Annotated in this window: 15 protein-coding genes; 10 read left to right on the top strand and 5 right to left on the bottom strand. The window is 62.5% G+C overall.

What is annotated here, in order from left to right:
- Window positions 1-2 precede the first annotated feature (2 nt).
- The 5 genes from J3P88_RS09635 to J3P88_RS09615 form a co-directional block, all read right to left on the bottom strand.
- Entirely contained in the window at window positions 3-1,811 is a 1,809-nt protein-coding gene (locus tag J3P88_RS09635) for an aminopeptidase P family protein (RefSeq protein ID WP_434574884.1), read from the bottom strand.
- A 45-nt stretch (window positions 1,812-1,856) separates the two neighbouring features.
- Window positions 1,857-3,023: a cysteine desulfurase family protein gene (locus J3P88_RS09630; RefSeq protein ID WP_186730978.1), complete on the bottom strand. Its 1,167-nt coding sequence runs from the start codon at window positions 3,021-3,023 to the stop codon at window positions 1,857-1,859.
- Between the two features lie 159 nt (window positions 3,024-3,182).
- Window positions 3,183-3,797 carry a LysE family translocator gene (locus J3P88_RS09625; RefSeq protein WP_053123629.1) on the bottom strand — a complete coding sequence of 205 codons (615 nt, stop codon included), beginning with the start codon at window positions 3,795-3,797 and terminating at the stop codon, window positions 3,183-3,185.
- 103 nt (window positions 3,798-3,900) lie between these two features.
- Complete coding sequence (locus tag J3P88_RS09620; protein ID WP_434574882.1) at window positions 3,901-4,167, bottom strand: hypothetical protein; 267 nt, start codon at window positions 4,165-4,167, stop codon at window positions 3,901-3,903.
- A gap of 116 nt (window positions 4,168-4,283) precedes the next feature.
- Window positions 4,284-4,649: an antibiotic biosynthesis monooxygenase gene (locus tag J3P88_RS09615; protein ID WP_186709636.1), complete on the bottom strand. Its 366-nt coding sequence runs from the start codon at window positions 4,647-4,649 to the stop codon at window positions 4,284-4,286.
- 96 nt (window positions 4,650-4,745) lie between these two features.
- Here J3P88_RS09615 and soxR point away from each other — a divergent pair, with 96 nt between their 5' ends.
- The 10 genes from soxR to J3P88_RS09565 all read left to right on the top strand — a co-directional run bounded on the left by soxR (window position 4,746) and on the right by J3P88_RS09565 (window position 12,133).
- A complete protein-coding gene (gene soxR / locus J3P88_RS09610) occupies window positions 4,746-5,198 on the top strand; it encodes a redox-sensitive transcriptional activator SoxR (RefSeq protein WP_250965315.1) in 453 nt (150 codons plus the stop codon).
- A 104-nt stretch (window positions 5,199-5,302) separates the two neighbouring features.
- Window positions 5,303-5,761 carry a VOC family protein gene (locus J3P88_RS09605; protein ID WP_434574879.1) on the top strand — a complete coding sequence of 153 codons (459 nt, stop codon included), beginning with the start codon at window positions 5,303-5,305 and terminating at the stop codon, window positions 5,759-5,761.
- A gap of 216 nt (window positions 5,762-5,977) precedes the next feature.
- On the top strand, window positions 5,978-7,192 hold the full coding sequence (locus J3P88_RS09600) for a PepSY-associated TM helix domain-containing protein (protein WP_434574877.1): 1,215 nt from the start codon (window positions 5,978-5,980) through the stop codon (window positions 7,190-7,192).
- A complete protein-coding gene (locus J3P88_RS09595) occupies window positions 7,189-7,731 on the top strand; it encodes a thiamine pyrophosphate-binding protein (protein ID WP_434574875.1) in 543 nt (180 codons plus the stop codon). The genes J3P88_RS09600 and J3P88_RS09595 overlap by 4 nt, the downstream gene beginning before the upstream one ends.
- Window positions 7,728-8,054, top strand: coding sequence for a hypothetical protein (locus tag J3P88_RS09590; RefSeq protein WP_186709646.1), 327 nt, complete (start codon window positions 7,728-7,730; stop codon window positions 8,052-8,054). The genes J3P88_RS09595 and J3P88_RS09590 overlap by 4 nt, the downstream gene beginning before the upstream one ends.
- A complete protein-coding gene (locus tag J3P88_RS09585) occupies window positions 8,051-8,626 on the top strand; it encodes a DUF6162 family protein (RefSeq protein WP_434574873.1) in 576 nt (191 codons plus the stop codon). The genes J3P88_RS09590 and J3P88_RS09585 overlap by 4 nt, the downstream gene beginning before the upstream one ends.
- 35 nt (window positions 8,627-8,661) lie before the next feature.
- Window positions 8,662-9,591 carry a metal ABC transporter substrate-binding protein gene (locus J3P88_RS09580; protein ID WP_053123647.1) on the top strand — a complete coding sequence of 310 codons (930 nt, stop codon included), beginning with the start codon at window positions 8,662-8,664 and terminating at the stop codon, window positions 9,589-9,591.
- On the top strand, window positions 9,588-10,340 hold the full coding sequence (locus tag J3P88_RS09575; RefSeq protein ID WP_434574871.1) for a metal ABC transporter ATP-binding protein: 753 nt from the start codon (window positions 9,588-9,590) through the stop codon (window positions 10,338-10,340). Before J3P88_RS09580 ends, J3P88_RS09575 begins: the two co-directional genes overlap by 4 nt.
- Entirely contained in the window at window positions 10,340-11,239 is a 900-nt protein-coding gene (locus J3P88_RS09570) for a metal ABC transporter permease (protein ID WP_014339414.1), read from the top strand. The genes J3P88_RS09575 and J3P88_RS09570 overlap by 1 nt, the downstream gene beginning before the upstream one ends.
- Complete coding sequence (locus tag J3P88_RS09565) at window positions 11,240-12,133, top strand: metal ABC transporter substrate-binding protein (RefSeq protein ID WP_186730985.1); 894 nt, start codon at window positions 11,240-11,242, stop codon at window positions 12,131-12,133.
- The last annotated feature ends 364 nt before the right edge of the window (window positions 12,134-12,497 follow it).

The following is a 12,497-nucleotide window of genomic DNA, read 5'->3' as shown; positions in this document are numbered from 1 at the left end:
GATCAGATCGCCATCGTCCGGGTGTTGAGCCATTGCAGTGCGTCACCGTCCAGCAATGGGCTCAATCGACGCTGAACCTCGGCATGGTAGGCGTTGAACCAGTCTTTTTCATCCTGGGTCAGCAGCGAAGGTTCCAGGCAGCGGGTGTCGATCGGGCACAGGGTGAGGGTTTCGAACTCAAGGAACTCACCGAACTCGCTGCTTCCGGCTTCGCGGTTCAGCACCAGGTTCTCGATGCGCACACCCCAGCGGCCGGGACGATAAGTGCCCGGTTCGATCGAGGTGATCATCCCGGCCTGCATCGCCGTTTGCGGCGCGGCAGCGGCTTGATAGGCAATCACCTGCGGGCCTTCGTGGACATTGAGGAAATAGCCTACGCCATGGCCGGTGCCGTGGCCGTAATCGACCTGCTCCGCCCAGATCGGCGCCCGAGCAATGGCATCGAGCAAGGGCGAAAGAATACCCCGCGGAAATTTGGCCCGGGACAGGGCAATCACCCCCTTGAGCACGCGCGTGCAATCACGTTTCTGCTCAGCGGTGGGTGTTCCGACCGGCACCATACGGGTGATGTCCGTGGTGCCTCCCAAATACTGGCCGCCGGAATCGATCAGCAACAGGCCATCACCTTCGATGACCGCATGGGCTTCTTCCGTCGCGTGGTAATGAGGCATCGCGCCGTTGGCGTTAAAGGCAGCGATGGTGTTGAAACTGAGGGAGACGAAGTCTGGCCGGCGCGTGCGGGCGGCGGTCAGGTGCTCGTCGATGGTCAGCTCGGTGATGCGCTCGCGGCCCCAGGCCCCTTCCAGCCAGGCGAAAAACTCACAGAGCGCCGCGCCGTCCTGCTCCATGGCGCGACGGATGTGCTCGGCGTCGGCCAGGCTTTTGCGCGATTTAGCCAACGTCGTTGGATTCAGGCCTTCGACCAGCTTCACGCCGCTGCCCAGGTTATCCAGCAAACCGACCGTCACCCGCGCCGGATCGATCTGCAGGCTCGCGCCGTCCGGCACTTCACGCAACGCGGCGGCGGCTTCGCTGTAATCACGCAGGGTCACGCCGTCCTGCGCCAGAACGGCCCGCAACGGTGCGTCAACCTTGTCCAGGGCCACGAACAGCGTTGCCTGCTGCTGGCTAATCAAGGCAAAGGAGACGAACACCGGGTTGAACGACACATCTGCACCGCGCAGGTTGAACAACCAGGCGATGTCGTCCAGCGTGGCGATGAAATGCCAGTCGGCACCACGCTCCTGGAGGGATTCGCGCAACTTGGCGAGCTTTTCAACGCGGCTGACGGTCGCCTGGGGTGGCAAATGGGCATAGACCGGTTGATCCGGCAAACTAGGGCGATCGTCCCAGACCTCCTTGAGCAGGTCGATGTCGGTGCGCAACCGCGCGCCGCGTTCGGCGAGCTTGCCGCCCAAGGTGCGGGCCGAGGCCACGGCCATGACTGCACCATCGACCGCGACCACCCCGCCCTCGGGCGTTTGTTCGGCCAGCCAGTCCAGCGGACCGGGCTGGCCCGGAATGAGCTTGACCAACTCGATACCGCTGCCCTCCAGCTCCTTGGTCGCCTGCTCCCAATAACGGCTGTCGGCCCAGACACCGGCGAAACTGCCGGTTACGATCAAGGTACCCACCGAACCATGGAACCCCGACAACCATTGTCGTCCCTGCCAATAACCCGGCAGGTATTCAGACAGATGCGGGTCGGCCGATGGCACCAGCAATGCGTGAACGCCCTCTCGGCTCATCAGTTGACGGATTCGGGCCAGGCGCTGGGGAACCAGTCCATGGGGCAAAGGCTCGGTGCTCATTGTTTCTCCTGCTCATTGAAATTGTTGTTCGATGCCGAAGACGGCTTATTGAGTGGTGGCCCAGAATGCCGGCGCAGTCGCGCACGCGGCCTTGATCAACCGCACCGCCTCATCGATATCCTGCTCGGTGGTAAAGCGCCCCAAGCTCAAGCGAATGGTCCGCCCGGCCGCCCGGGCATCGTGACCCAGGGCCAGCAGCACGTGGGACGGCGTGTTCTGCGCCGAATTGCAGGCCGAGGTCGCGGAAAACGCAATCGATGCGCCCAATGTCGCCGGATTGAACTCACCTTCGTTGAACGTCAGGCTCAGGGTGTGGGGAATCCGGCAGCTTGCACTGCCGTTTATACACACTCCGGGCAAGGCCAGCAGCGGCTCGAGCAAACGATTGCGCAATCGGGCGACTTTAGCGAGTTCTTCGTCGAATGCCGTGGCTGCCAATTCGAATGCGGCGCCCATGGCGGCAATCTGGTGGGTCGCCAGGGTCCCCGAACGCAAACCGCCCTCATGACCACCGCCATGAATCTGCGCCGACAGCCGTGGCCGGGCACGGTCGCCGACGTAGAGCGCACCGATGCCCTTGGGGCCGTAGATTTTATGCGCGGAAAAAGACATCAGGTCCACCGGCCAGCGGGACAGGTCGATCTGTACCTTGCCGGCGCCTTGGGCGGCGTCCACATGAAACAACGCACCGTGCTCGCGAACGATCTCGCCGATGGCGATGACGTCGTTGACGGTGCCCAACTCGTTGTTCACCAGCATCAGCGACACCAGGAACGTGTCTTCACGCAACGCCTCGCGAACCGCCTGTGGGCTGACCAGCCCCTCGGCGTCCGGCGCCAGCCAGGTGACCGCGACGCCGCTCTCTTCGAGTTGGCGTGCCGTATCGAGAATCGCCTTGTGCTCGATCAGGCTGGTGATGATGTGGCCGGCGCAAGCACCGCGTGCCTGGGCCACACCCTTGAGGGCCAGGTTGTTGGATTCGGTGGCGCCGGACGTCCAGACGATCTGTTCGGGCTGGGCCCCCACCAACTGCGCCACCTGCTGGCGGGCACGCTCCACCGAGCGCCGGGCCTCCTGGCCGAAGGCGTGGGAACTGGAAGCTGGGTTACCGAAGTTGCCGTCAAAACCCAGGCACTCGACCATGACTCGGATGACCCGCTCATCCACCGGCGTGGTGGCGGCGTAGTCGAAATACAAAGGACGTTTATTCATAGGAAACTCGCAGAGCCTGCTCCGGGACCAGGCGCCCTCGTTGGGTTCGAGACTAGCAATACCTGATCAAAGACCTTAAAGAAGTCGGACTTCATTTAAAAGTGCGTAGGAACGCTCCTGAACAGCGAGCTTAGCAGGCATCGCGTCGAAGCTCAGCCCTCAACTGATGCTTTCGAGCAACAACGGATACATCGAAGCGACCAGCAACAGCGCCATGCCCCAGTTGAACACGCGCAGCCAGCGACGGTCCCGCAACAGGTTGCGCAACAGGCTGCCGCACACCACCCACAGGCTCACGCTTGGCAGGTTGATCAAGGCAAACACCGCCGCAATCACCAGCACATTGAAGAAGTAGCCTTGGAGTGGCGTGTAGGTGCTGATGGCACCGATGGCCATGATCCAGGCCTTGGGATTGACCCATTGGAACGCCGCGGCGCCCCAATAGCTGATCGGCGTATTGTTCCCCGGCTGGCTGTCCGAAACCGGACCGGAGTGGGCAATTTTCCACGCCAGGTACAACAGGTATGCGGCACCGATGTAGCGCAGCGCGGTATAGAGCAGTGGATAAGTCTGGAACACCGCACCCAGGCCAAGGCCTACCGCCAGCACCAGGGAAAAGAAGCCGCAGGTAATGCCCAGCATGTGCGGAATGGTGCGGTTGAAACCGAAATTGACACCCGAGGCCAACAACATGGTGTTGTTAGGGCCGGGCGTGATCGAAGTCACCAGGGCAAACAGGGCGAAGCCCAGCAGCAGGTCAAGCGAAAGGGTCATGTCAGGTCAGTCCATCAGGGGCGGTCAGTCAAGTCACGACCCTACCCCACGTCCTGGCCCAAACCCACGGACAGTTAGGCAAAACTTTGAGCGGTACAGTCCCTTAGCTTGACCGGCCTGGCTGTTGCACGACCTGCTCGGCGCTCATCTGGCCTTGATCGTCGAACCCCACGTTTTTCGGTGACGAGCCGAGCAGCTCGGCTTTCTTTGCGTGGTACTCCTCGAACGAAAGGCCTCGGCGATTCAAGGCTTCAAGGGCCAGCTCGCGAGTCTCGTCGGCGGTGTAGGGGCGCAGCTCCGGGGAGGAGCTGGCGCAGCCGCCCAAGAGGGTGGCGGTCAACAGCAGCAAAACAGCTAAGGTACGGTTCATGGCAGGTGTCCGGTGTTCTGGAGTTGGGCGATGAACAAAGGCTACCCGCCGGCCTTGCGCTGCAGAAATCAACCCTCTCGATAGTGGGTATTGCCTACTTGGATCAGCCGTTGCGCTTAATCGACCAACTGGCAATGCAGCGCGTTGTCCAGGCTGCGCTCAATGTTGCGTAGCACCTGGAACGAGCCGAATGTGACGGCTTTGGCTCGGTGAACCTGGATCAGCCGCCAGAAACCCGAGTCGCCACTTTCGAAGCTTCGAAGCGCCGCCTCGCCGGCCTCGCGGGTTTGCCACTGCAAATAGTTGAGCACGCGCCGACCATCCTCGCTGGCCTGGATACTCGCACTCAGGAAACCCTGGTGGTCCCGGGCCAGGCGCTCGGTCTGTTCCGACAAGGCCGTGACCAGCGCCTGCTGCCATTGAGGTTCGATGTCGAATTCCATCAGTTGGGTGAAACTGCGATTGTTCCTTGGCGATTGCATGAAAGGTCCCCTATGCAGGTCAGGCGGATCTTGCGATCCGAAGGCGTGCAGGGTAAAACCTCTAGTTAAGTCAAGGTCAAGCAGTGAATTGAGGCGATGGCGCAAATCGATGTCCACAAGGAACTCACCGTCGGCCAAGTGGCCGCCCGCAGCGGCGTGGCGGTGACTGCCCTGCACTTCTACGAATCCAAGGGACTGATCAAAAGCACGCGCAATCAGGGCAACCAACGTCGTTATCCACGGGCGGTATTGCGCCGCGTGGCACTGATCAAGGTCGCCCAGCGCCTGGGCATTCCCTTGGCGGAGATCGGCGAGGCGTTGAAAAAACTGCCGGACAACCGCGCCCCAACGGCCGCCGACTGGCAGACCTTGTCGGCGCAGTGGAGCCGGGACCTGGACGAGCGCATCAGCCAATTGATGGCGCTGCGTGATCGACTCAACGGCTGCATTGGCTGCGGATGCCTGTCGATGGAAGCATGTCCGCTGCGCAATCAGGGCGATGTGCTGGGCCAGCACGGGCCAGGAGCTCATCTGCTGGAACAGCCCTGAAGCGTTCGTCGGGCTCCACGCCCACCCAGGCTCGCAGGCCTATAGTGGAGGGGCGCAAATCGACGAAGACTCTCTTCGCCTCCCATAACAAAAGGAGAAACGTCATGGGCGTCAACGCTATTCCCGAAGCTTTCCATAACATCACGCCCTACCTGGGCATTCAAAAAGCCGCCGAAGCCATCGACTTCTATAAAAAAGCCTTCAATGCCACCGAGGTCATGCGCCTGGCCATGCCCGATGGCGGCATCGGGCATGCCGAACTGCGGATCAACGGATATCCGATCATGCTCGGCACGCCTTGCGATCAAGGCCCGCTGAGTAACCCGGACACATCGCCATCGGTCGGCCTGCATCTCTATGTCGAAGATGTGGACAGCGCATTCGCCCAGGCCATTGCCGCGGGCGGCACGGTGATTTCCGAGGTCAAGGACCAGTTCTATGGGGATCGCACCGGCACCTTGAAGGATCCCTATGGGCATCTATGGTTCCTGGCGACACACAAAGAGGATCTGAGCCAGGAACAGATCGAGCAACGGGCCAGGGAGATGTTTCAACAAGGCTGACCGTCCGTGGCCAGGGGGCTCAGTTCCTGGCCACAGAGGCACTAAAACTAAACACGAAACATTTTCTTTCATCTTTCCCTTCAGGATTGGGATCGCTCGTTCGTCTTAATTAGATGCAGCAGGCCGCGTCGGCAAAAGCCACGGCCTGCTTTTTGGGTTCACTGGTGTTACGAAGCCCGTAATACGGAACCTTTCATCGAATCAAGACGCTCAATCATGTCGAAGAAATCCCGCTCCAAACTCTGGTTCCTGGTCCATAGCTGGCTGGCATTGCCCATCTGGTTCTTCGTGCTCATTGTCTGCGTCACCGGCACCCTGGCGGTGGTCAGCCAGGAGATCGTCTGGCTCGTCAACCCTGAGATGCGCGCCAGCAAGCCGTCGGACGATGCCGCGCTGCTCAGCTACGACCAGATCATCAGCGCGATCAAGCAGGCCCAGCCGCAAACCCAGGTGCAAAGAATCATTCGCCCCGACGAGTCGCATTTTGCCCTGGAAGTCGGCGTGACCTACCCTGATGGACGTCCCGACACGGTCTACGTCAACCCGTACAGCGGCGCCATCCAGGGCTCGGCGCCGACGTTCAACTTCCAGGCCTTCACCCGCGCCCTGCATGGCTGGTGGCTGGTGCCGTTCACCAACGGCTACAGCTGGGGCTGGTACCTGGTGTCGTTCCTGGGCCTGCCGTTGCTCGCATCCCTGGTGACCGGGCTGGTGGTCTACAAGCGTTTCTGGAAAGGCTTCTTGCGTCCGACCCTGCGAATTCGCCATGGCGCGCGGATTTTCTGGGGTGATTTCCACCGGCTCAGCGGGATCTGGTCGATCTGGTTCATCGCGGTCATCTCCGTCACCGGCACCTGGTTCCTGATCCAGGCCTTGCTGGGCGACAACCAGATCTCCATTTCCAGCGAACCGGTCATCCCGGTGGTGGCCCGTGAAAACGTGCCGTTATCCGTCGATGGCCTGCCACCCCCGCTGTTGAACCTGGACCGAGCCATCGAGATCGCCCAGCAACGCATCCCGGGACTGGAAGCAAGTTTCATCAGCCTGCCCGCCAATGCCTACAGCCATCTGGAAATCGGCGGCCGCGGCTGGTACCCGCTGATGTTCCAGACTGCCACCATCAACCCCTACAACGGTGACGTGGCCGCCTCGCGGCTGCTGTCCGATCGCACGACCCTGGAGTTCGTCACCGAATCCATGCGGCCCTTGCACACCGGGGATTTTGGCGGCCTCTGGATCAAGCTCATCTGGTTTTTCTTCGGTTTGATCATGAGCATGATGGTCCTCAGCGGGCTGCTGATCTGGACCAAACGCACGGCCCTGGCCACCGCCAATGCCTTCAAGCGTAGCCAGAAACCTACCCGTGGCGCCCGCCTCACGCAGGCATTGCAGCCGTCCGTCCACCGCGAATCGTCGGAGGGCAGCCTGTGAACCCATCCAATGCCGCTTCATCACCGTCGCGCCTGAGCCTGTTCTGGCATAAATGGCGCTTCCACCTCAACGTGCTGTTGCTGCTGATCCCCCTGGGGTTCATGCCCAAATACCTCTCCGAAGCCGCGCTGTTCCGCGGTGATGCCGGGCTGGGCGAGCGGGAAGTCGGCGAAGTCCAGGTCGGCCCCTGGAGCCTGCGCCTGGCAGAATTTCGCAACGAAGCCCCACGCGTCCAAGGGCCTGCCGGGCCCATGAAACACTTCAACGCGGCCCTGTGCCAAAGCTGTATCGGCCAGGTCAAGGCCAGCTACCTGCGCATCGGCAAACCTCGCAGCCTTAGGGCCGCCGGGGTGATTTTCTTCGGCTCGCCCTACCGTATGGGTGCCTTGTTGCCAGTCCCGACAAAGACCCAGCCCGACGCCGAACTGTGGATAACCCTGGAGGGTTGGGACGGTTCGATGCATCAGGCTTCCATCCCCCTGAGCCAGGCCTCCCCGGCCACTGTTGCCTGGCTGAAGAATCAAGGAGCCAAACCATGACCCTTCGCGCCTTATCCAAGGGCCTGGCGCTGCTGTTATGCGCGGGCGCAAGCACCAGCGTCCTGGCCCACAACCCGATGTGCGAGTGCAAGGCCATCGACGCCGAGCAGATCCAATGCACCGGTGGTTTTTCCGACGGCAGCGGTGCGCCGGGGGTGACCCTCGACGTGATCGGTTATGACGAAACCATCCTCGTCCCGGGCAAGCTCGGCGCCGACTCGAAGCTGACCTTCAAGAAACCGAACGCTGAATTCTACGTACTCTTCGACGCCGGCCCCGGCCACGTGGTGGAAATCGACCAAGCCGACATCGAGGCCCCATGAGCAACGCCACGACTCAAGTCATCCGTCCCGCCGGCGCGGGTCATGAAACCCTGTATGTGTTGTTGCTGTGCCTGGTCATCGTGCTGGTGGCCGGGTCCGTGGTGGCGTGGCATGGCAAAGCCGAAGAGGCCCCTCACCTGGCCTCGAACCAACTCGACGCCCGCCGCGATCTCAGCGCCGCCGAGCAAGGTATCTATGCCGACCTGCGGGTGACCCTGGATGAAATCCGCTTGCTGCGCGAAGACCAACATACCCTGCCCGCCCCGCAAACCCTGGCCGAGGAAGGCTTTGCGCCGTTCGCCCAGGACGCCAGTTCCGTCAGCCGCGGCGGCCATGCCTGGCAACAACTGCAGGACCAGGCCTACTTCGGCGCCAGTGCCAATTCGTCCGTGGCCGGTTCGTTTCTGATGCGCATCGGCGAAGCGTCCGACGCCGCCCCGGACATCTGGCTCAACCGCGGCACGGACCTCGCGACGCCCACCACCCTGGACGACGCGGCTTTGTCCGCCGCTGGCTGGCGACAGATCGTCGCGCAATACGATGCCGGCGTAACCCGCCAGCACCGGCACTGACCCCACGCCTTCATTCGAGAGAAGACCGTTTGCCCATGCCTATTGCATCCCAACGCCGACCCTTGCTGCGCCTGCTGTTGATCGGCCTGCTGGCCTGCCTGTTCACCTCGCCGGTGAGCGCCGAAACAGCCAAGCGCCTGCGCATCGGTATCACCTTGCACCCGTATTACAGCTACGTGGCCAACATCGTCGGCGACAAGGCCGAGGTCGTGCCGCTGATCCCGGCCGGTTTCAACCCCCACGCCTATGAGCCCCGGGCCGAAGACATCAAGCGTATCGGCGGCCTCGACGTGATCGTGCTAAACGGCGTCGGTCACGACGATTTCGCCGACCGCATGATCGCCGCCAGCGAAACCCCGAACGTGAAGGTCATCGAGGCCAACGAGAACGTGCCCCTGCTGGCCGCCACCGGCACCGCCGCCCGAGGCGCGGGCAAGGTGGTGAACCCGCACACCTTCCTGTCCATCAGCGCCTCTATCGCCCAGGTCAATAACATTGCCCGGGAGTTGGGCAAGCTCGACCCGGACAATGCCAAGGCGTACACCCAGAACGCTCGCGCCTACGGCAAGCGCCTGCGGCAGATGCGCGCCGCCGCCCTGGCGAAACTGACCCAGGCCCCAAATGCCGAATTGCGGGTCGCCACGGTGCATGCCGCCTACGACTATCTGCTGCGCGAATTCGGCCTGGAAGTGACCGCCGTGGTCGAGCCGGCCCATGGCATCGAGCCGAGCCCCAGCCAATTGAAGAAAACCATCGATCAATTGCGCGAGCTGGACGTGAAGGTGATCTTCTCGGAGATGGATTTCCCTTCCACCTACGTCGACACCATCCAGCGTGAATCGGGCGTGAAGCTGTACCCGCTCTCGCACATTTCCTACGGCGACTACAGTGCCGAGAAGTACGAAAAGGAAATGGCCGGCAACCTCGACACCGTGGTCCGGGCGATCCAGGAGTCCGGCGCATGACTGTCCAGGAACCCCTCACCCTGCACCGCGCGGGTCCCTTGATTGCGTTCGCCGAGGTCAGCCTGAACCTGGGCCGCACCAGCATTCTCGACAACGTCGCTTTCCAGGTGGAGCCCGGCAGCATTCATGCCCTGGTCGGCCCTAATGGCGGCGGCAAGAGCTCGCTGATCAAGACCTTGTTGGGGCAGATGCCGCACCAGGGCCGCTTGAGCCTGCAATGGCCGGGCGAACCCGGGGTGATCGGCTACGTGCCCCAGGCGCTGGAATTCGACCGGGGCCTGCCGATGACGGTGGACGATTTCATGGCGGCCATGTGTCAGCGGCGCCCCGCTTTTCTTGGCTTGAGCAAGCACTACGCTGGCGCCATTGGCCAGGCCCTGGAGCGGGTCGGCATGCAAGACAAGCGCAAGCGGCGCATGGGCGCGCTGTCCGGCGGCGAGCGGCAACGGGTATTGCTGGCCCAAGGGCTGATTCCCTCGCCACAACTGCTGGTGCTGGATGAACCGATGTCAGCCCTGGACGAAGCTGGCATCCAGGTGTTCGAACGGTTGCTGCAGGACTGGCGCCAGGCCGGGATTACCGTGCTGTGGATCGAACATGACCTGGAAGCCGTCGGGCGCCTGGCCGACCGCGTCACGGGTCTGAATCGCCGGGTGCTGTTCGACGGCCCGCCACGCCAGACCCTGACCCCGGAGCGGCTGCTGACGCTGTTTTCCACCCATCCACGCACGAACGGGAGCGCGGCCTGATGAGTTATGAAGCCTTTCGTTTGATGGTCCAGGGCTGGGCATCGGCCGGTTACTTGCCTGAAGCGCTGGCCTACGGTTTCGTGGTCAATGCATTGCTGGCCGGGCTGTTGATCGGCCCGGTACTGGGCGGTCTCGGCACGCTGGTGGTGGTCAAGCGCTTCGCGTTTTTCTCCGAGGCGGTGGGCCATGCGGCGCTGACTGGCGTGGCCATTGGTATCCTGCTCGGTGAACCCTACACCGGGCCTTACGGCAGCCTGTTCGGCTACTGCCTGTTGTTCGGCATCCTGCTCAACTACCTGCGCAACCGCACCGGCCTGGCGCCCGATACGCTGATCGGCGTGTTCCTGTCGGTGTCCCTGGCCCTGGGGGCCAGCCTGCTGCTGATCCTGGCGGGCAAGATCAACGTGCACATCCTGGAAAACGTGCTGTTCGGCTCGGTGCTGACGGTCAATGGCAACGACCTGCTGGTACTGGCCGTGGTCGGCTCGTTGGTGATGGCCCTGGCCTTGCCGCTGTACAACCGCATCATGCTCGCCAGCTTCAACCCGCAATTGGCGGCGGTACGCGGGGTGGCGGTCAAGACCCTGGACTACTTGTTCGTGGTCCTGGTGACGTTGATCACCGTGGCGGCGGTGAAAGTCATCGGTGCCATCCTAGTGGGCGCGTTGCTGGTGATTCCCGCTGCGGCGGCGCGCTTGCTCAGCCAATCATTGAAAGGCTTCTTCTGGTGTTCGGTGCTGATCGCCACCGTCAGTACCTTGTGCGGGATCCTCGCGCCGATTGTGTTCGACCTGCCGATCCCGTCCGGTGCCGCGATCATCCTGGTGGCCGGCATCGCCTTCGCCCTGAGCGCCATCGCCCGTGGTGTCGTCCCCAGCCTCAAAGGGAATCTTGGATAAATGGTTTTTTCATTGCGACAACTGACCCTGGCCGTCGCGTTGTGCGGCGTGGCCGTCACCTCGTCATTCGCCGACGAAAAGGTCCGTCTGCTGGCATCGCTGCCGGTCACCTATGGGTTGAGCGAGGCCTTGCTCAAGGGCACCGAGGTCAGCCTGGAGCGGGCCGCGCCCGACAATCTGCCCGGCACCCGCCAGAGCGCCTACTTCAGCGGCCGGGGAGCACCGGCCTTGAGCAAACTGGCCAGCAATGCCGACGGGGTGATCGGCCTGCGCTCGCTGTGGCCGGACGATCCGCTGTACCCCATGGCCCGACGCAGCAATATCCGCATCGTCGAAGTCGATGCCGCGCGCCCGGTGGACGGCGCCTTGCCCGGTATCGCCGTGCAACCGGGCATGGCTGACGGCCTGGCAAGCCAACCATGGATGGCCAGCCATAACCTGGGGCGCATGGCCGACGTGATCGCCGCCGACCTGGTGCGCCTGGCCCCGGCGGACAAATCGAAAATCGACGCCAACCTGGCGGCCCTCAAGCAGCGCCTGCTCAAACTCAGCGCCGACAGCGAAAAACGCCTCGCCAGCGCCGATAACTTGAGCGTGGTCAGCCTGAGCGAGCATTTCGGCTACCTGATCAGCGGACTCAACCTGGACGCCATCAGCACCGACACCCGACCCGACGCCGAGTGGACAGCCGAAGCCCTCAAGCAGTTGAGTGCGACATTGAAAGACAACGACGTGGCGCTGGTGCTGCATCACCGCCAGCCCTCGGATGCGCTGAAGGCCGCCATTACCGAAGGAGGTAGCCAACTGCTGGTGTTGAGCACCGACGGGCCCGATCCGGTGGCCGAGCTGGAAAGCAATGTTGGGCTGGTGGTCACCGCACTGACGGCGAACTGACGGAAGAAATACGATCAACCTGTGGGAGCGAGCCTGCTCGCGATGGGGTCGGCGCATTCAACATTGATGTGGACTGACACACCGCTTTCGCGAGCAAGCCCGCTCCCACAGGTTTGTCGTGGATGTTCGAAGATTCTGTGTTCACCACCAATCCACTGTGGGAGCGGGCTTGCTCGCGAAAGGGCCGGCACATTCAACATTGGCGTCGACTGGTCCACCGCCATCGCGAGCAAGCTCGCTCCCACAGGTTTGATCGTGGATGTTCGAAGATTCTGTGTTCACCACAAATCCACTGTGGGAGCGGGCTTGCTCGCGAAAGGGTCGGCACATTCAACATTGGCGTCGACTGATACACCGCCATCGC

The sequence above is a fragment of the Pseudomonas sp. Z3-6 genome (assembly GCF_051131985.1).
Classification (GTDB): domain Bacteria; phylum Pseudomonadota; class Gammaproteobacteria; order Pseudomonadales; family Pseudomonadaceae; genus Aquipseudomonas; species Aquipseudomonas zanjanensis.
The sequence above is the reverse complement of the archived record's forward strand: the minus strand, read 5'-3'. Positions and strand labels throughout refer to the sequence as shown.

Excerpts from the sequence above, each read along its gene's own strand:
- J3P88_RS09575 (WP_434574871.1), top strand. The coding sequence starts at position 9,588 with ATGACTGTCCAGGAACCCCTCACCCTGCACCGCGCGGGTCCCTTGATT.
- J3P88_RS09600 (WP_434574877.1), top strand. The coding sequence starts at position 5,978 with ATGTCGAAGAAATCCCGCTCCAAACTCTGGTTCCTGGTCCATAGCTGG.
- J3P88_RS09585 (WP_434574873.1), top strand. The coding sequence starts at position 8,051 with ATGAGCAACGCCACGACTCAAGTCATCCGTCCCGCCGGCGCGGGTCAT.
- J3P88_RS09605 (WP_434574879.1), top strand. The coding sequence starts at position 5,303 with ATGGGCGTCAACGCTATTCCCGAAGCTTTCCATAACATCACGCCCTAC.
- J3P88_RS09625 (WP_053123629.1), bottom strand. The coding sequence starts at position 3,797 with ATGACCCTTTCGCTTGACCTGCTGCTGGGCTTCGCCCTGTTTGCCCTG.
- J3P88_RS09570 (WP_014339414.1), top strand. The coding sequence starts at position 10,340 with ATGAGTTATGAAGCCTTTCGTTTGATGGTCCAGGGCTGGGCATCGGCC.
- J3P88_RS09630 (WP_186730978.1), bottom strand. The coding sequence starts at position 3,023 with ATGAATAAACGTCCTTTGTATTTCGACTACGCCGCCACCACGCCGGTG.
- J3P88_RS09580 (WP_053123647.1), top strand. The coding sequence starts at position 8,662 with ATGCCTATTGCATCCCAACGCCGACCCTTGCTGCGCCTGCTGTTGATC.
- J3P88_RS09635 (WP_434574884.1), bottom strand. The coding sequence starts at position 1,811 with ATGAGCACCGAGCCTTTGCCCCATGGACTGGTTCCCCAGCGCCTGGCC.
- J3P88_RS09615 (WP_186709636.1), bottom strand. The coding sequence starts at position 4,649 with ATGCAATCGCCAAGGAACAATCGCAGTTTCACCCAACTGATGGAATTC.
- J3P88_RS09590 (WP_186709646.1), top strand. The coding sequence starts at position 7,728 with ATGACCCTTCGCGCCTTATCCAAGGGCCTGGCGCTGCTGTTATGCGCG.
- soxR (WP_250965315.1), top strand. The coding sequence starts at position 4,746 with ATGGCGCAAATCGATGTCCACAAGGAACTCACCGTCGGCCAAGTGGCC.
- J3P88_RS09620 (WP_434574882.1), bottom strand. The coding sequence starts at position 4,167 with ATGAACCGTACCTTAGCTGTTTTGCTGCTGTTGACCGCCACCCTCTTG.
- J3P88_RS09565 (WP_186730985.1), top strand. The coding sequence starts at position 11,240 with ATGGTTTTTTCATTGCGACAACTGACCCTGGCCGTCGCGTTGTGCGGC.